Consider the following 16,783-nt stretch of genomic DNA (forward strand, 5'->3'; position numbering starts at 1 on the left):
TATTAGCAAGGGGAAATAAATGACAATTCGTGTTGCAATCAATGGTTATGGACGTATTGGACGTATGGTACTGCGTGCCTTATACGAAGATCAGGTAAACGGCAAACCAAGGCGTGATATCAAAATCGTAGCAATTAATGCTATGGGAGATATTGATATCAATGCCCATTTAACCCAATACGATTCAGCCCACGGGCGTTTTCCTGCAGAGGTATCAGTTGATGGCGATCACATGGTGGTTAATGGCGATCGCATCAAGATGTTCTCCACCCGCAATCCACTGGAAACTCCATGGGGTGAGCTAGGCGTTGATCTGGTGCTTGAGTGCTCCGGCAAATTTACCTCTAAAGAAAAAGCCATGGTGCACATTTCTCAGGGCGCGAAGAAGGTATTAATTTCTGCTCCTGGTGAAAAAGATGTTGATGCCACTATTGTTTACGGTGTAAATCAAAATGTTCTCAAGCCAAGCGATGTGGTTGTGTCTAATGCGAGTTGTACAACCAACTGTTTAGCGCCACTAGTAAAACCATTGTTAGAAAAAATTGGCATTGAATCTGGCTTGATGACTACGATTCATGCTTTTACGAATGACCAAGTGTTAACGGATGTGTATCACAAGGACATGCGCCGTGCGCGTTCTGCTGTCACCAGTATGATTCCAACTAAGACGGGCGCAGCAAAAGCAGTGGGTCTTGTATTACCCGCTTTAGCTGGTCGTTTTGATGGCTTTGCGATGCGTGTTCCAGTAATTAACGTTTCTGTGGTTGACCTGACTTTTGCTGCTAGCCGCGCCACTAGCGTTGATGAAGTGAACTCTATCTTGAAGACAGCCAGCGAAGGAGAGCTCAAAGGCATTTTAGGATTCAACACTTTGCCGCTAGTTTCTATCGACTTTAATCATGACCCTCGCCCAAGCATCTATGACGCTTCTCAAACCCGCGTTTCTGCAGACGGCAAGTTGGTCAAGGTTTTAGCTTGGTACGACAATGAATGGGGCTATTCAGTCCAAATGTTGAATGCCGCAGAGGCTTTAATGGCTGTAAAGTGATTAAAAGCGCTTAAAAATAGCTAAAATTACCTAAGTAATCAAAAAAGACCTCTATTTGAGGTCTTTTTTGTATTTTCTCCCTGAAAATAGGCTTTATTTTTGCTTATTTCGACAGTTTTTCTTAGTGCAGTGGCCATACATGGCTAAAGAGTGTTCCTGAAGCTTAAAACCAAGGGATTTAGCAATATCTTGCTGTCTTTTTTCAATGGCGTCATCTACAAACTCTTCCACGTGCCCGCAATCCAAGCAGACCAAGTGGTCGTGGTGACGTCCTTCATTGAGTTCATAGATAGCCCTGCTATCGCCTTTACTAGACTCAAAATGGCTGCGCAGTAAAAGGCCTGCTTGCTCAAATTGGGTCAAAACCCGATATACCGTAGCCAAGCCTATCTCTTGATCATCCTTGGCAAGGGCCATAAAGATGTCTTCGGCACTAAAGTGGGTGCCCCCATTCTGATGAAAAAAGTCCAGGATTTTCATGCGCGGACCAGTCGCCTTTAAGCCAATATCGCGTAAATTTTCAGGAGTGGGGTTTTGGTTCGTAGTCATGGCTTTGGGAGCTAAAATCAATGTCTTAATGATACGGCCAGCCATGCAAAATTGCCTTGAACTTTTTAATCGTTTTTTTAGCCACTTTTTAAGGGGCGTTTCTAGCTCTGCCAGAGCTGGATATATCACTTTGGCTATATTTGGCCTTCTGACTGTTGCCGGATGCACATCAGCGGTAAATGATACGCAACGTGCTTGGATGAACTACATTTTTAGACCGTATGTTCCAGACGTGGTTCAGGGCAATTTTATTTCTAGCGAGCAATATGCCAAGTTACAACTTGGCATGAGTCGTGAGCAAGTGCGTCAAATTTTGGGTACACCTTTATTAGCAAGTTATTTTCATGCAAACCGCTGGGACTACGTTTTTGAATTCAAGCGTGCGGGAAAGCGCGTGGGAGATGAACGCCATGTCACAGTATTTTTTGACGGCGATAAAGTTGTGAAATTCGAAGGTGATGCATTACCGACAGATGTTGAGTTGGTTGCAGAGATTGATAATTACTCCAAATCAAAGCGTTCTTTTTGGGAAGTGATTACTGGTACCAATAAGCCACCAATTACACCACCGTTGCAGCAACCAGAAATAATGGAGCCTAGCCCAGTAGATAACTTGCCAGCAGGAACACCGTTGCCAGCAGCCACGTCTTCAAGCGATAGTGCTAGCAGCGGTTCTTTCTGGGACTTCTTGAGTTTTTCAAGTAAAGACTCGGCTACGCAACCCTTGCCGCAATCTGAAACACTGGGGCCTGGCGATTTAAATATTCCGCCCGCTAGCGAAGCAAAGCAGTAAAAAATTACTTTTGTATGGATGCTAAGAGGCATCCTTGGATATTTTTAAATAGAAGCGAAAAAACATGATGAAGATTGCAATTGCTGGTGCAACTGGCCGCATGGGAAGAATGTTAATTGAGACTGTTTTCAATTCACCGGATGCTCAACTCGTAGGGGCCTTGGAGCATAACTCCTGTCCGCAATTAGGCGAAGATGCTGGTTCATTTTTAGGCAAAAAAACAGGAGTCATCATTTCTTCAGATGTTGCAGCGGTGTTAGCAAATGCAGAGTTTTTAATTGATTTCACAAGACCTGATGGCACCATGGCCCATTTAGCTGTGGCAGAAAAAACGGGTACCAAAATGATTATTGGTACAACAGGGCTAAGCAGCGAGCAGATTGGGGATTTAAAAAAAGCATCTGCTAAGTTGGCAATTGTGTTTGCACCCAATATGAGTGTTGGTGTAAATGCTACATTTAAGTTGTTAGAAATTGCCGCCAAGATGTTGAATGAGGGTTACGACATTGAGATAGTTGAAGCGCATCATCGTCACAAAGTAGACGCACCCTCAGGCACAGCGTTGAAGATGGGTGAAGTCATTGCAGAAGCCTTGGGTGAAAAACTGGATGATGTCGCAGTCTATGCACGTGAAGGTCATACAGGTGAGCGCAAACCGGGCTCGATTGGCTTTGCAACTATTCGCGGTGGCGATATTGTTGGTGACCATACCGTATTGTTTGCTGGTGATGGTGAGCGTATTGAAATTAGTCATAAATCCTCGAGCCGCCAGTCATATGCGCAAGGCTCCTTACGCGCTGCACGTTTTTTACAGAATCAAACCTTTGGACTGTATGACATGCAGGATGTCTTGGGTTTACGTAAATAAAAGTTCCACCTAATTAATCAATAGCATCAAAAGAAAAGAGTTGTTTTGAATGAGTAAGGATTACGACCATCGCGGCATTGAGGCGGCAGCCCAGGCTGATTGGGAGCGCACGCAAGTCTATCGAGTCACTGAGAATGCAGTAAATGCCTCTGGCAAGAAAAAGCCAAAGTACTATGCATGTTCAATGCTCCCTTACCCATCGGGTAAGTTGCATATGGGTCATGTACGTAACTACACCATTAATGATGTGATGGCACGTCAGTTACGTATGCAAGGCTACAACGTTCTTATGCCTATGGGTTGGGATGCATTTGGTATGCCAGCAGAAAATGCAGCCATTCAGAATAAGGTTCCGCCGGCAAAGTGGACCTACGACAACATTGCTTACATGAAAAAGCAAATGGCAGCGATGGGGTTAGCGATTGATTGGTCGCGTGAAGTAGCTACCTGCAGTCCTGATTACTATCGCTGGAATCAATGGCTTTTTCTGAAGATGCTTGAGAAGGGTGTTGCCTATCGCAAAACCCAAGTGGTGAACTGGGACCCAATTGATCAAACTGTTTTGGCAAATGAACAGGTCATTGATGGGCGTGGTTGGCGCTCAGGCGCATTAGTTGAGAAGCGTGAGATTCCGGGTTACTACTTCAATATCACCGCTTATGCTGAGCAGTTACTTTCTGGTTTAGATGGTCTTGGATGGCCTGAACGCGTCAAGACGATGCAGCAAAATTGGATTGGAAAAAGTCGCGGCGTACGGTTTGCTTTTAAGCATGAAATCGCAGATGCACATGGCAATTTTATTCAGGATGGGTTGTTATATGTGTTTACTACACGTGCCGACACCATCATGGGCGTCACCTTCTGTGCAGTAGCTGCCGAACATCCATTAGCAAGCAAAGCAGCAGAAAATAACCCTACACTCGCAGCCTTTATCGAGAAATGCAAAACCGGGAGCGTCATTGAGGCGGATCTGGCAACCCAAGAAAAAGAGGGAATGTTCACAGGCCTCTATGTCACGCACCCTTTAACTAACGAATCAGTACCGGTATGGGTTGGTAACTATGTTTTGATGTCCTATGGTGATGGTGCGGTGATGGGTGTACCGGCTCATGATGAGCGTGATTTTGCCTTTGCCTTGAAATACGAATTACCTATTAAGCAAGTGATTGCACTCAAAGATGAGTCACCGATGTTTAATGGCACACATTGGCAAGATTGGTATGCCCAAAAAGAGAATGTAGTTTGCTTTAATAGTGGCAAGTTTGATGGGCTATCTCATGAAGAGGCCGTCAATACAGTTGCTTCCGATTTGGAGAAAATGGGTATTGGAGAATTAAAAACTACCTATCGTTTGCGTGACTGGGGTATTTCTCGTCAGCGTTATTGGGGTACACCGATTCCGATTATTCACTGCGGCGATGAGGGTAACCCAGGTTGTGGCGCTGTGCCAGTGCCAGAAGCCGATTTACCAGTAGTCTTGCCAGAAGATTGTGTTCCAGATGGTAGCGGTAATCCATTAAACAAACGCGCTGATTTTTTGAATGTGAAATGCCCGCAGTGCGGTAAACCTGCTCGTCGTGAAACCGACACGATGGATACTTTTGTCGATTCATCGTGGTATTTCATGCGCTATACAGGTCCTGATGCTACGTCTATGGTTGATGGGCGTAATGAGTATTGGATGCCAATGGATCAATACATTGGCGGTATTGAGCATGCGATTTTGCATTTACTCTATGCACGCTTCTGGACTAAAGTGATGCGTGATTTAGATTTGATTACGTTTGATGAGCCTTTCCAAAATCTATTGACTCAAGGAATGGTACTCAATGAGACTTATTACTCTGAAGAAGCATCGGGCAAAAAAACTTGGCTTAACCCTCTAGATGTTGAATTAGACCTAGATGAAAAAGGCCGCCCTCAAGGCGCAAAGCTCAAGGGCGATAGTTCTGGAACACCGGTCATTATTGGCGGCGTCGAGAAGATGTCCAAGAGTAAAAATAATGGTGTCGACCCTCAGGCTTTAATAGATCAATATGGCGCAGATACAGCACGCTTATTTGTGATGTTCGCAGCTCCTCCAGAGCAGCAGCTGGAATGGTCTGGCGCTGGGGTTGATGGCGCATCTCGGTTCTTGCGCAGGGTATGGATGTACTCCAGCAGCCAAGCGAGTGCCATTAAGGATGCGCAGGATGCATTGCCAAGCACTTTGAATGATGCCGAAAAAGAATTGCGTCGTGAGGTGCATGCTATTTTGAAGCAGGCCAACTTTGACTATCAACGTCGTCAGTACAACACGGTGGTTTCTGCTGCGATGAAGATGTTAAATGTGCTTGAGCCTATTAAGCTGGGTCAAGATTCGCCAATTAGCGCATCTGTTTTGCGTGAATGCCTTAGCATCTTATTGCGCGTGTTATATCCCGTAGTTCCTCATTTAACGCATGTCTTGTGGAAAGACATGGGGTATTCGGAGAACTTTGGATCCCTTTTAGATGCACCATGGCCCACTGTCGATGAGACTGCTTTAATACAAACTGAGATCACTCTCATGTTGCAGATTAATGGCAAGTTGCGCGGTGAATTAAAGGTTCCGGCAGATGCCAGCAAAGAGCAGATAGAAGCAATTGCCTTGCAGAGTGAACCAGCAACAAAAGCACTCAATGGTGGTGCACCTAAAAAAGTGATTGTTGTTCCTGGCCGCCTCATTAATATTGTGGCCTAAGGTCACGAGAGAGAAAAGATGAATATCAACCTACCTCGACGTGGATTACTGGGTGTTATCGCAATAGTGCCTCTAGCGGGTTTGCTTGCCTGTGGTTTTCGTATCCGTGGAATGGTAGATTTGCCTTTTAAAGCTATAGCGATTACTGGTAGTGTGTCACCACCATTACGGGGGGATATTCAAACTGCGATCTTGACGGGTACGGATGCGAAGGTAGCAATCAACCCCAAAGATGCTGATCTCATTTTGGATATTACAAATGATGTAAGCGGTCGCGAAATCTTAGCTTATGGATCAACGGGACAGGTTTCTGCCTATCGCCTGAGTATTCGCGTTGGATTTAGAGCTTACGACACATCTGGTGCAGATATTGTTCCTGAAAGTGAAATTTATATGACTCGGGATATGGACTTCTCGAACTCCACTGTGTTGGCAACCGATGTTCAGCAGGCACAATTCTTAACGCAAATGCGCAAAGACTTGGCTGTTCAAATTTTGCGTCGTGTTTCCGCTTCTGCGCGAGCGCCACAAACAAAAGCCTTTTAATAGAGACAGACTCGCATGGTTAAAGTGGATGCCCTGCAAACACATCTCAAATCTTTAAATGCGGGTGGGGTCATGGGATCTCTATATATTTTTAGTGGCGATGAACCTTTGCTTATGATGGAGGCAATGGATCAGCTGCGTTCTGTGGCCAAAAAATTGGGCTTTACTGAGCGAGAAGTGTTACTCCAGGAGCGTGGGTTTGATTGGAGCGCTTTGTTAAATGCCGGCCAAACGATGTCTTTATTTGGAGATAAACGTTGGGTTGAACTCAGAATTCCAACGGGCAAGCCTGGTCGTGACGGGGCGGATGCTCTAAAACAATTTGCAGCACAAATGGAATCCCAGGCCAATTCATCAGATGGGCCGGACACGGTGGTATGCATTGTGTTGCCTCGTTTAGATGGAAAAACAAAAACTTCCGCATGGTTTAGTGCTCTTGATGATGCGGGGATGGCAATACAGATTGATTCATTGGATCGCGGCCATTTACCTCACTGGATTTCGGGCAGATTAAAAAAGCAAGAGCAAGAAGTAGAGGGCGGACCAGAGGGTCAGCGTGCTTTGGAATTCATTGCAGATCAGGTTGAAGGCAATCTGATTGCTGCCCATCAAGAAATTTTGAAATTAGGCCTGCTATATCCTAGTGGTACCTTAACCGAAGAGCAAGTACGCTCTTCCATCTTGAAAGTCGCGCGTTATAACGTCTTTGAGCTAACTGAAGCAATGCTTGCTGGCGATTTACCAAGATTAAATCGCATGTTGGATGGATTAAAAGGTGAGGGTGAGCCGCTGGTGCTGATTCTGTGGAGCGTAACTGAAGAGCTTAGGCTACTATCTAAACTAAAGATGGCTAGTGATGCTGGCGAGTCCATGCAACAGTTGATGCGCGCGAATCGCATTTGGGGAAATAAAGAGCGTTTATACCCAAGCGCCTTAAAGCGTATTCAACCTTTAAAACTAAGAAGGGCTATGCAGGTTGCCGCAGGCTTAGATCGTCAGGTGAAAGGCCTTTCTGCTGCTGAATTGCCCGCAGACCCTTGGGATGGTTTACGCCTGGTGGGGAATTTGTTGCGCTAAGTAATTCAAGAATTAAAGAACAGTATTGTGAAATGGAAATTAAGTGATGAGCACAGAAAAGACTTCTGCAATTAAAGAAATGATGCAAGACATTGGCAAGTGCGCTCGTAGCGCTTCTCGTGCCATGGCTCGCGCATCTAGTGAGCAGAAGAATCAAGCTTTGCTACACATTGCAAAAGTAGTGCGTCAAAAGTCTGAAGAAATTCAGCAGGTCAATCAGGTAGATGTTGAGCGCGCCAAAGTAAATGGCCAGGACGCTGCTTTTATTGATCGCCTGACTATGACTCCAAAGACCATCGAAACAATGGCTTTAGGACTTGAGCAAATTGTTTTATTAGATGACCCTATTGGAAAGATTGGCACATTAAAAAAACAGGCCTCGGGAATTGAGCTTGGCCAAATGCGTGTGCCCTTAGGCGTCATTGGCATCATTTATGAATCTCGCCCAAACGTCACTATTGATGCAGCTGCCCTTTGCCTCAAATCTGGCAATGCAGTGATTTTGCGGGGCGGGTCTGAGGCGATTGATTCCAATACTTTATTGGCGCAAATTATTCAAGAAGGTCTTGCGGCAGCAGGACTTCCCAAGGATGCGGTACAAGTAGTCACCATTACTGATCGCGCTGCAGTTGGTGAAATGATCACGATGACTCAATACATTGATGTGATTGTTCCGCGTGGTGGCAAGAGTTTAATTGCCAGGCTCATGGCGGAGGCACGTGTTCCCATGATTAAGCATCTCGATGGCATCTGTCATACCTATATTGACGCCGATGCCGATATTGCCATGGCCATCAAGGTTTGCGATAACGCGAAAACTCAGAGGTATGCACCTTGTAATGCCATGGAAACCCTTCTGGTTAATCGCGATATTGCTCCTAAGGTGCTACCAAGTCTGTGTAAGGTATATCAGGATAAAGGCGTAGAGCTGAGGGTAGATGCTTTGACGCGTCAAACTCTAGAGCAGAATGGCTTTCAAAATTTAGTAGATGCTACTGAAGCAGATTGGCAGACAGAATATTTAGCTCCTATTTTGTCGATTAAGACGGTAGCGGATATAGATGAGGCCATGAACCATATTGAGCATTACGGTAGTAAACATACGGACGCCATTATTACGAATAACAAAGCTCAGGCAGATCGTTTCTTGCGTGAAGTCGATAGCGCTAGTGTGATGGTCAATGCGAGTACGCGTTTTGCAGATGGTTTTGAGTATGGGCTAGGTGCTGAGATCGGAATCTCGAACGATAAGTTGCATGCTCGTGGACCAGTCGGATTGGATGGCCTTACTTCTCTAAAGTATGTGGTCTTAGGCCATGGCGAAATTCGCACTTAATGCATTTACAAGTAAATAAATAGATAAAAAGAAGCTATAAGCGATGACAAATTCATATCTTTGGGTAAAGACCTTTCATATTGTGTTGATCACATCTTGGTTTGCTGGACTCTTTTATCTGCCTCGTATTTATGTCAATTTGGCAGAGGAAAAAAATCCCGAGGTCTACGCACGTCTCTTGGGTATGGCAGATCGCCTCTTTCGATTTATGACTATTTTGGCTATCCCCGCGGTATTGTTGGGGTTAGTACTTTTTTTGGGTTTTGGCATTGGTAAGGGCGAGGTGTGGATGCATGCCAAGCTCCTGTTTGTCATTTTGGTAATTGGATATCACCATGCTTGCTGGAGCTTATTGAAAAAGTTTCGCGCTGGTGTGAATACCAAATCCAATGTCTGGTATCGCTGGTTTAATGAGGTTCCCGTCATCTTGTTGCTGGTGATTGTTGCTTTAGTCATTTTTAAGCCTTAAACCCATCAGAGACTTTTTTTGTTTCCTTTTATAGATTGTTAGCCCCATGAGATTTTTCGTTGTTTGCCCAGGCGGCCTAGAAGTGCCGCTCGCACAGGAGCTAGCAGAGATTGCTCAGCGCCCCGATTCCAAAGCATTGGGGGCTTGGGTTATCGACCCCACCCCGACAAGCCCTACAGGTGGAGTTGGCTTAGCAGGACCTTTATCAGCAGCAATGGCTTTGAACCTGCACTCCCGTATTGCGAGTCGAGTATTGCTGCAAATGGCGCAAGCACCCTACAGGCAGGAAGAAGATCTTTATAAACTGGCTAGTGGCTTGGCTTGGGAGGACTGGTTTACTTCTAAGCAAACATTGCGAGTCGACGTAACAGCACATCGCTCACCTTTAAAGAGTCTGAATTTTGCGACACTCAAAATAAAAGATGCGATTGTGGATCGTTTGCGCGATGTCACGGGCGATCGCCCCAGTATTGATACCGCTTTTCCAGATGTGCGCGTGCAAGCCCATCTCACTGCTACTCAAGTGACGATTTATTTAGATACTTCAGGTGAAGCGCTATTCAAAAGAGGTTGGCGTGATGAAAAAGGGGACGCACCCCTTAAAGAAAACTTAGCTGCAGGTATTTTGTCAATTACTGGGTGGAAGTCTGGCGAAATATTATTTGATCCCATGTGTGGAAGCGGCACTTTTTTAATTGAGGCTGCTCAAAAGACGCTTGCGATTCCGCCTGGTGCTATTCGTGCTGGAATGTATGGTGATGACGCTAAACCTAGCCGTCTGGCGTATCGCCCGTTAGTGACTTCAGTTCATGGATTTGGCTTTCAGAGACTGAAGCCATTTAATGAGGTTGCTGAGCAAAAGCGTTGGGCTGCTTTAAAAGAAGGCTCGCTCAATGAAATTTTGGCTCAGCGCAAGCAATATCCGAGCGCTGAAAGTTTAAGAATTAGCGGTGGTGACATTAATGAGAAGCTGGTTGCTATGTTTAAGGGGAATTGGCAAAGAGCCCAATTACCAGAACAGCCAGTGGTTCGCCAAATTGATGCTTTAGCTTCTAGACCCCCAGTGAACTCCGATTCTGGAGTCATGCTGTTAAACCCGCCTTATGGTGAGCGCTTGGTTATCAAGGGTGGTCGCGGTCAAGATCGCAACGCTCAAGAATCATATGATGAATCTGAAGAGCCTGAAAATCGTTTTGAGCTCAATCTAGAAACAGGACGTCAAAGCGCTAAACGATCTAGTCGAGAGTCTTTGAAAAAATTGCAGGCTCAAGAAGAGCAAGATCCTAAGTTTGTAGAGTTCTTGCGTCAGTTTGGGCAGCATCTTAAAGAGGCATTTGGCGGGTGGAATATTTTTGTATTAACTGCCGATATGGCTTTACCAGGACAGTTACGTATTAAAGAGTCTAAGCGCACCCCATTATTTAATGGTCCTTTGGAATGTCGTTTATTTAAATTTGAAATGCATGCCAAACGTTCTGTAGCAAATGATTCTGAGAAAGAATAGGCGTTTTAAAATGAAATACAGTAGTTCAATAGCCCATCAGAGTGGAGAGTAAAGCAATGGAATTTAAAACCTATATGTGTCTTATTTGTGGCTGGGTCTACGATGAGGCTGCTGGCTTGCCGGAAGAAGGTATTGCCCCAGGGACACTTTGGAAGGATGTTCCAATGAATTGGACATGCCCAGAGTGCGGTGCCCGCAAAGAAGATTTTGAAATGATGGCGATCTAATCGGAGTAAATAGTGACAAAACGAGATCAAAACGAGGTTTTATTTGAGCGTGCGCAAAAGACGATTCCCGGTGGCGTGAATTCTCCAGTGCGCGCCTTTCGTCAGGTGGGCGGTACACCCCGTTTTATTTCTAAAGCAAAAGGCCCCTACTTTTGGGACGCTGAAAATAAGCGTTATATCGACTTAATTATGTCTTGGGGTCCCATGATTGCTGGCCATGCCAATCCTGAGGTAGTAGAAGCAGTTCAGAAGGCAGCTGAAACCAGTTTTAGTTATGGTGCACCTACCGAAGGTGAAATAGAACTGGCAGAACGTATTTGTGCCTTAGTGCCCAGTATTGAGCAAGTCCGAATGGTTTCAAGTGGAACCGAAGCGACCATGAGTGCATTACGTTTAGCGCGTGGTTATACGAATCGCGACTTAATCATTAAGTTTGAAGGTTGTTATCACGGACACGCTGATAGCTTGTTAGTAAAAGCAGGTTCGGGTTTGCTGACCTTTGCGGACTCGACTCAAAATGCACCCTCATCTGGTGGTGTACCTCAAGATCTGGTCAAGCACACCTTAGTCTTGCCTTACAACGATGTAGAGGCAATTGAGGCTGTGTTTAAAAAGCAAGGCAATGAGATTGCAGCAGTGATCTTAGAGCCCATTGCGGGCAATATGAATTTAATTAAGCCTTCAGCAGAATTTTTAAAGGCCCTACGAGATTTAACGAGTCAATACGGTAGTGTTCTGATATATGACGAAGTCATGACTGGCTTTAGAGTCGCTCTGGGCGGTGCTCAATCATTACAAGGAATAGTTCCTGATTTAACCTGTTTGGGCAAAGTCATGGGCGGTGGTATGCCGATGGCTGCGTTTGGTGGAAAAAAAGAGATCATGTCTAAACTTGCCCCATTAGGCAATGTTTATCAGGCGGGAACTTTGTCGGGCAACCCAGTAGCAGTTGCTGCGGGACTGAAGACCTTGGAGATTGTTTCTCGTGCTGGATTTTATGAATGCTTAAGCGCTCAAACAGAAAAGTTAATGTTGGGTTTAAAGCAAGGAGCCGATAAATCAGGAATTCCATTTGCTGTAGATAGTGTTGGTGGAATGTTTGGATTTTATTTTGCTGATGCTGTGCCAAGCACCTATGAGGCAGTTACCAAAACCAATATTGATGCCTTTAAGAAATTCTTTCATCTCATGTTAGATGAAGGTGTGTATTTAGCTCCATCCGCTTATGAGGCTGGTTTCACCTCTATTGCACATGATGATGCGGTATTGCAAGTGATTATTGATGCTGCAGAAAAGTCCTTCCCGCAACTGCGTTAAAAATTTCAAATAGAACTTACATTCTGAGTGGATGGTCATAACCGTCCACTTGAATGATTTCTAAATCTTTGCTGTCTTTATTAGAGTCTGGAATTTCCATGGCAGTGAGCTTTCCACCCCAGACGCAGCCAGTATCTAGGCCGATAACATTTTGTTCACGTAATAGCCCCAAGGTTGACCAATGGCCAAAGTAAACCAAGGTGTCACGGGTTTTTCGTTTGGGCACCTTGAACCAAGGAACGTAACCTTTGGGCGCAGCATTCAAACCTTCCTTGCTTTCAAACTCCATTTTTCCGTTGGGAGTGCAAAAACGCATTCTGGTGAGTGAGTTGGTAATGGCTCTCAGTCGCTCATACCCTTTAAGGGAGTTGCTCCATTGGTTGGGCGTATTCCCGTACATATTTTCTAAAAAGCGTTTGTAGGATTTGCCACGAAGGACTTTTTCTACTTCGTGAGCGCATTCAATGGTTTGTTGTAAATCCCATTGCGGAAGAACACCGGCATGCACGGTCAGTACTTTTCCATTACTCAGGGCTAGAGGACGATTTCTGACCCAATCCAAAAGCTCGGCACGATCGGGAGCCTTCAAAATGGATTCAACAGTATCTAATCCTTTAGTTTTTCGTATGCCCGCATCAATCGCAAGCAAATGGAGATCGTGGTTTCCAAGAACGCATTCGGCGCGACCAGCCTCTTGAAGGGATTTAAGTTGGCGAAGTGCCCCGAGTGAGTCGGGTCCGCGATTAACTAAATCTCCCAAAAAAATCAGTTTTGATTTTTTTGGAATCTTTTTAACGAGGTTTTTAAGAGAGGGTCCACATCCTTGAACGTCACCCACCGCATAGATCTTGCTCATACGCTATCTTAAAGCCGAATGAGGGAGATGGTTCTATGCCTCGGTAACTTTTTTAACGACGCTATAACGCACTAAGGTTTTTTTACGGGCTTCGTCATGGTCCACAACTGGAAGTGGATAATCGCGTCCCAAAGTAATACCTGCCGCCTCTAACTCAATGTGGCCAGCTTTCCAGGGCGCATGAATGGATTTTTTCGATAAATGATTGAGCTGAGGTAAATAACGACGAATAAATTTACCTTCAGGATCGAACTTCTCTGACTGAGTAATGGGGTTAAAGATGCGGAAATAGGGCTGTGCATCACAGCCGGAAGAAGATGCCCATTGCCATCCCCCATTATTGGATGAGAGCTCGAAGTCATTGAGGTGTTCTGCAAAATACGCCTCACCCCAGCGCCAATCGACTCCTAGGTCCTTAGTGAGGAAGCTAGCTACCACCATACGCAGACGATTGTGCATATAGCCACTTTGATTCAGTTGATGCATAGCTGCATCGACTAGCGGGTAGCCAGTCTTACCTTCACACCAGGCGGCGAATAATTTCTTTGCAACACTGCCTTGTTCCCAAACAATATTGTCGTAGTCGGGTTTAAAAGACGCGCCTTTTGCAAGACGTGGATGATTTGCCAAAATCATGAAATAGAAATCACGCCAAATCAATTCGCTTAACCAAATCGTTGCACCCATGCTGCCCGCTAACATTCTGCGATGTGCTTCGCGAACCAAGCCTCTAATAGATAGCATGCCAAAGCGTAGGTGAGTTGAGAGATAACTAACTCCCTTGATAGCAGGAAAGTCTCTCCCAACCTGGTATTGATCAATCCGCGGAAGAAAGTCTTCTAAAAAAGCTTGACCACCCTCTGCGCCCGGCGGTAAATAGGCTTCTATACCAGTCTTGCAAAAGCCCATAGATTCTAAGGTGGGAATTTCTTGAGCCAGTTTTTTTGGTATGGCAGCGAATTGTCCCGGCTTTGCAGAGCATTCATAAGCCACTAAATCTTTTTCTTGAAGGGTTTTAAGCCAGTTGTTTTTATAAGGCGTAAAGATGGAGAAAACCGTATTCGAGTTGGTCAAAATTTCTTTTTTCTCGAAAATGACTTGATCTTTGAAACTCTCAAATTGAATATCAGATTTTGCTAGCAATGTCTTTACTGCTTCATCACGGGCAATAGCAGATGGCTCGTAATCATGATTGGTGAATACGGTATCAACACCAAGGTCTTTGGCAATTTGGGGAATGCATTCGACGGGCTTACCAAAGCGCACAATCAGACCACCTCCTTGTTTGCGGAGTTCCTCATCGATTTGCTCTAGACCTTGCCAGATAAAGTCGACTCGGCGGTCATGTTTTAATCTCTGAGCATCTAGCTCTCCCTTGAGTAGGGGCTTGAGAATCTCTTCATCAAAAATAAAGGTTACCCAAACCTGTTTACTCTCCTTGAGGGCGTAATGGAGCGCTGCATTGTCATACAGGCGAAGATCTCGACGAAGCCAAACAAGTCCTTTTTGCATAGCCCATATATTAGGGCTAATTGAGTAAATTTGTTGAAAGAGACCCCATGTAAAAGAGTTAAGATCTTTATTAACTATGGATACGATCTTTTTTATTTTTTCGAAGGTAGTGCAATTCTGTATTGAGCCCCTCAATTGGGTAATTATTTTTGTTTCATTGAGCCTCCTCTTTTTATCACTCAGAAAACCCCATCTATGTAAGCGTTTTTTGCTGCTTACCTTATTTGATCTACTTATTGTTGGTTGGTTACCGAGCTCTGAAGTGTTTTTAAGAGCCCTTGAGAATGCGGTACCAAAAACCAACCTCTCTCAGATAGCAGACAGCGATATCGGGGGAATTATTATTTTGGGTGGTGCCATACAAAGCGGCATGATTGGACTAGATCGAGGGGAGGTACCACTGCAGTCATCAGCAGAACGGGTTACCAAAGCTCTTGAGTTGATTCGAAAGTACCCCAACTTACCCTTTATATTCAGCGGTTACTCTGGTCGTCTCAACCCAAAGGGCTTATCTGAAGCAGACGCATTTAAACAGCTAATTGCAGAGCAGGGCCTGAGTCAAGAAACTGAAAAGACTGCGCATTATGAGAATCAATCTCGTAACACCTATGAAAATGTGCTGTATTTAAGGCCAATGATGCAAGACTTTGGTGCGAGGAGCGAGTCTGGGGCAATACAGCCCTGGCTATTAATTACTTCCGCTAGTCATATGTATCGTGCTGAAAAGATCTTTCAGATGCAGGGGATTGAAGTTATTCCTGTTCCAGTGGATTACCAAACTGCCAATAGTTTGAATTGGACCTCATTTGATCTGGAAGATGGTACTCAAAACTGGCATAAATTGGTTCATGAGGTGGTTGGTCTTCTGGCTTATTGGATTACTGGAAAACTATAGATATTCGGTAAAATAGACCCATATGTCTACGGCCAATAAAGCCCCCTATGATTCAGACCCCGGGTCTTTGATTTCCTATTCTGCAGATCATTTAGCAAATCAATTTTTGATTGCTATGCCAGGCATGGTCGATGCCAATTTTGCTGGTTCAGTCATTTACTTGTTTGAGCACAATGCCAGAGGCGCAATGGGGTTAGTAGTCAATAAACCTACTGAAGTAGATTTAGCCACCTTGTTTGACAAGATTGAACTGAAGTTAGAGATAGCGCCATTGCTCGAGCAGCCAGTGTATTTTGGTGGCCCCGTTCAAATTGAACGTGGGTTTGTCTTACATGAATCCAATAAAAATCTCTCTTATAGCTCTTCCCTGATTATTCCAGGGGGGTTGACAATGACTACCTCCAAAGATGTTCTCGAAGCTGTCGCTATTGGAAATGGCCCACGTAAATTCTTGATGACCTTGGGTTATGCGGGCTGGAGCGCTGGTCAGCTTGAAGAGGAAATTACTTTAAATGGCTGGATGAATGTTCCGCTTTCACGCGAACAGATGATGGAGATCATTTTCAATACCCCACCAAGTCAGCGTTATGAAAAGACAATGAATCATCTGGGATTTGATTTGTCGCACCTCTCTGGTGAGGCGGGGCATGCCTAAATCTATAACGGTGATGGCCTTTGACTATGGAACGCGCCGAGTAGGGGTTGCAGTTGGAAATTCAGTAACGCAATTAGGGCAAGCTTTAAAAACAATTGCGGCAGCCAATAGCGAGATTCTTTTTCTGGAAGTTGCCTCCCTTCTAAAGGAGTGGCAGCCCGATCAATTGGTCGTTGGTCGCCCTCTTCACCCTGATGGAACCCCCCATGAGATGACCGCTAAAGCTAGCCGATTTGGAAATCAGCTCCATGGTCACTTTGCCTTGCCAGTTTCTTGGGTTGATGAGCGCTATACCTCTGCAATTTTGGAGGGCGATGCCAAGATGCAGGACAATCTAGATGCCCACTCTGCTGCGCTTATTTTGGAGCAATATTTTGCAGAGCAACCAAATACTAATGAATCTAATTAA

General features: G+C 44.9%; 17 protein-coding genes. 14 read left to right on the plus strand and 3 right to left on the minus strand.

Annotated elements, in window-relative coordinates; genetic code table 11:
• Nucleotides 1-19: 19 nt before the first annotated feature.
• A complete protein-coding gene (gene gap / locus PNUC_RS01215; protein ID WP_011902074.1) occupies nucleotides 20-1,048 on the plus strand; it encodes a type I glyceraldehyde-3-phosphate dehydrogenase in 1,029 nt (342 codons plus the stop codon).
• 93 nt (nucleotides 1,049-1,141) lie between these two features.
• On the opposite strand, the gene fur is transcribed toward gap, so the two are convergent.
• A complete protein-coding gene (fur, locus tag PNUC_RS01220; protein WP_011902075.1) occupies nucleotides 1,142-1,597 on the minus strand; it encodes a ferric iron uptake transcriptional regulator in 456 nt (151 codons plus the stop codon).
• 43 nt (nucleotides 1,598-1,640) lie between these two features.
• Here fur and PNUC_RS01225 point away from each other — a divergent pair, with 43 nt between their 5' ends.
• The 10 genes from PNUC_RS01225 (at nucleotide 1,641) to hemL (ending at nucleotide 12,456) form a co-directional block, all read left to right on the plus strand.
• The gene (locus PNUC_RS01225) at nucleotides 1,641-2,390 is read left to right on the plus strand and encodes an outer membrane protein assembly factor BamE (protein WP_011902076.1); all 750 of its coding nucleotides are present in this window, start codon (nucleotides 1,641-1,643) and stop codon (nucleotides 2,388-2,390) included.
• A gap of 67 nt (nucleotides 2,391-2,457) precedes the next feature.
• On the plus strand, nucleotides 2,458-3,258 hold the full coding sequence (dapB, locus tag PNUC_RS01230; RefSeq protein WP_048812194.1) for a 4-hydroxy-tetrahydrodipicolinate reductase: 801 nt from the start codon (nucleotides 2,458-2,460) through the stop codon (nucleotides 3,256-3,258).
• A gap of 49 nt (nucleotides 3,259-3,307) precedes the next feature.
• Nucleotides 3,308-5,980 carry a leucine--tRNA ligase gene (leuS, locus tag PNUC_RS01235; RefSeq protein ID WP_011902078.1) on the plus strand — a complete coding sequence of 891 codons (2,673 nt, stop codon included), beginning with the start codon at nucleotides 3,308-3,310 and terminating at the stop codon, nucleotides 5,978-5,980.
• An 18-nt stretch (nucleotides 5,981-5,998) separates the two neighbouring features.
• Nucleotides 5,999-6,526 carry an LPS-assembly lipoprotein LptE gene (locus tag PNUC_RS01240; protein ID WP_011902079.1) on the plus strand — a complete coding sequence of 176 codons (528 nt, stop codon included), beginning with the start codon at nucleotides 5,999-6,001 and terminating at the stop codon, nucleotides 6,524-6,526.
• A gap of 15 nt (nucleotides 6,527-6,541) precedes the next feature.
• Nucleotides 6,542-7,603, plus strand: coding sequence for a DNA polymerase III subunit delta (holA, locus tag PNUC_RS01245; RefSeq protein ID WP_011902080.1), 1,062 nt, complete (start codon nucleotides 6,542-6,544; stop codon nucleotides 7,601-7,603).
• A gap of 46 nt (nucleotides 7,604-7,649) precedes the next feature.
• Nucleotides 7,650-8,939: a glutamate-5-semialdehyde dehydrogenase gene (locus PNUC_RS01250; protein ID WP_011902081.1), complete on the plus strand. Its 1,290-nt coding sequence runs from the start codon at nucleotides 7,650-7,652 to the stop codon at nucleotides 8,937-8,939.
• Nucleotides 8,940-8,982: 43 nt separating this feature from the next.
• Complete coding sequence (locus PNUC_RS01255; protein WP_011902082.1) at nucleotides 8,983-9,408, plus strand: CopD family protein; 426 nt, start codon at nucleotides 8,983-8,985, stop codon at nucleotides 9,406-9,408.
• Between the two features lie 46 nt (nucleotides 9,409-9,454).
• Complete coding sequence (locus PNUC_RS01260; RefSeq protein ID WP_011902083.1) at nucleotides 9,455-10,912, plus strand: THUMP domain-containing class I SAM-dependent RNA methyltransferase; 1,458 nt, start codon at nucleotides 9,455-9,457, stop codon at nucleotides 10,910-10,912.
• Between the two features lie 56 nt (nucleotides 10,913-10,968).
• Nucleotides 10,969-11,139 (plus strand): rubredoxin, encoded by a 171-nt coding sequence (locus PNUC_RS01265; RefSeq protein WP_011902084.1) that lies wholly within the window; start codon nucleotides 10,969-10,971, stop codon nucleotides 11,137-11,139.
• 12 nt (nucleotides 11,140-11,151) lie between these two features.
• Nucleotides 11,152-12,456 (plus strand): glutamate-1-semialdehyde 2,1-aminomutase, encoded by a 1,305-nt coding sequence (gene hemL, locus PNUC_RS01270; protein WP_011902085.1) that lies wholly within the window; start codon nucleotides 11,152-11,154, stop codon nucleotides 12,454-12,456.
• Nucleotides 12,457-12,472: 16 nt separating this feature from the next.
• Here the strand turns inward: hemL and PNUC_RS01275 are convergent, their stop codons facing one another.
• Both PNUC_RS01275 and PNUC_RS01280 read right to left on the minus strand, forming a co-directional pair.
• Complete coding sequence (locus PNUC_RS01275) at nucleotides 12,473-13,312, minus strand: symmetrical bis(5'-nucleosyl)-tetraphosphatase (RefSeq protein ID WP_011902086.1); 840 nt, start codon at nucleotides 13,310-13,312, stop codon at nucleotides 12,473-12,475.
• A gap of 33 nt (nucleotides 13,313-13,345) precedes the next feature.
• Entirely contained in the window at nucleotides 13,346-14,824 is a 1,479-nt protein-coding gene (locus tag PNUC_RS01280) for a cryptochrome/photolyase family protein (protein ID WP_011902087.1), read from the minus strand.
• 76 nt (nucleotides 14,825-14,900) lie between these two features.
• Between PNUC_RS01280 and PNUC_RS01285 the strand changes: the two genes are divergently transcribed.
• The 3 genes from PNUC_RS01285 (at nucleotide 14,901) to ruvX (ending at nucleotide 16,783) form a co-directional block, all read left to right on the plus strand.
• Nucleotides 14,901-15,719, plus strand: a complete 819-nt coding sequence (locus tag PNUC_RS01285; protein WP_011902088.1) for a YdcF family protein — start codon at nucleotides 14,901-14,903, stop codon at nucleotides 15,717-15,719.
• Between the two features lie 115 nt (nucleotides 15,720-15,834).
• Nucleotides 15,835-16,374 carry a YqgE/AlgH family protein gene (locus PNUC_RS01290; protein ID WP_048812195.1) on the plus strand — a complete coding sequence of 180 codons (540 nt, stop codon included), beginning with the start codon at nucleotides 15,835-15,837 and terminating at the stop codon, nucleotides 16,372-16,374.
• Nucleotides 16,367-16,783, plus strand: coding sequence for a Holliday junction resolvase RuvX (gene ruvX, locus PNUC_RS01295; protein WP_011902090.1), 417 nt, complete (start codon nucleotides 16,367-16,369; stop codon nucleotides 16,781-16,783). Before PNUC_RS01290 ends, ruvX begins: the two co-directional genes overlap by 8 nt.

It is taken from the genome of Polynucleobacter asymbioticus QLW-P1DMWA-1, assembly GCF_000016345.1.
Classification (GTDB): Bacteria; Pseudomonadota; Gammaproteobacteria; order Burkholderiales; family Burkholderiaceae; genus Polynucleobacter; species Polynucleobacter asymbioticus.

Excerpts from the sequence above, each read along its gene's own strand:
- PNUC_RS01290 (WP_048812195.1), top strand. The coding sequence starts at position 15,835 with ATGCCAGGCATGGTCGATGCCAATTTTGCTGGTTCAGTCATTTACTTG.
- fur (WP_011902075.1), bottom strand. The coding sequence starts at position 1,597 with ATGACTACGAACCAAAACCCCACTCCTGAAAATTTACGCGATATTGGC.
- PNUC_RS01280 (WP_011902087.1), bottom strand. The coding sequence starts at position 14,824 with ATGCAAAAAGGACTTGTTTGGCTTCGTCGAGATCTTCGCCTGTATGAC.
- holA (WP_011902080.1), top strand. The coding sequence starts at position 6,542 with ATGGTTAAAGTGGATGCCCTGCAAACACATCTCAAATCTTTAAATGCG.
- PNUC_RS01260 (WP_011902083.1), top strand. The coding sequence starts at position 9,455 with ATGAGATTTTTCGTTGTTTGCCCAGGCGGCCTAGAAGTGCCGCTCGCA.
- PNUC_RS01275 (WP_011902086.1), bottom strand. The coding sequence starts at position 13,312 with ATGAGCAAGATCTATGCGGTGGGTGACGTTCAAGGATGTGGACCCTCT.
- PNUC_RS01240 (WP_011902079.1), top strand. The coding sequence starts at position 5,999 with ATGAATATCAACCTACCTCGACGTGGATTACTGGGTGTTATCGCAATA.
- PNUC_RS01225 (WP_011902076.1), top strand. The coding sequence starts at position 1,641 with ATGCAAAATTGCCTTGAACTTTTTAATCGTTTTTTTAGCCACTTTTTA.
- gap (WP_011902074.1), top strand. The coding sequence starts at position 20 with ATGACAATTCGTGTTGCAATCAATGGTTATGGACGTATTGGACGTATG.
- leuS (WP_011902078.1), top strand. The coding sequence starts at position 3,308 with ATGAGTAAGGATTACGACCATCGCGGCATTGAGGCGGCAGCCCAGGCT.
- PNUC_RS01265 (WP_011902084.1), top strand. The coding sequence starts at position 10,969 with ATGGAATTTAAAACCTATATGTGTCTTATTTGTGGCTGGGTCTACGAT.
- ruvX (WP_011902090.1), top strand. The coding sequence starts at position 16,367 with ATGCCTAAATCTATAACGGTGATGGCCTTTGACTATGGAACGCGCCGA.
- dapB (WP_048812194.1), top strand. The coding sequence starts at position 2,458 with ATGAAGATTGCAATTGCTGGTGCAACTGGCCGCATGGGAAGAATGTTA.
- PNUC_RS01285 (WP_011902088.1), top strand. The coding sequence starts at position 14,901 with ATGGATACGATCTTTTTTATTTTTTCGAAGGTAGTGCAATTCTGTATT.
- PNUC_RS01255 (WP_011902082.1), top strand. The coding sequence starts at position 8,983 with ATGACAAATTCATATCTTTGGGTAAAGACCTTTCATATTGTGTTGATC.
- PNUC_RS01250 (WP_011902081.1), top strand. The coding sequence starts at position 7,650 with ATGAGCACAGAAAAGACTTCTGCAATTAAAGAAATGATGCAAGACATT.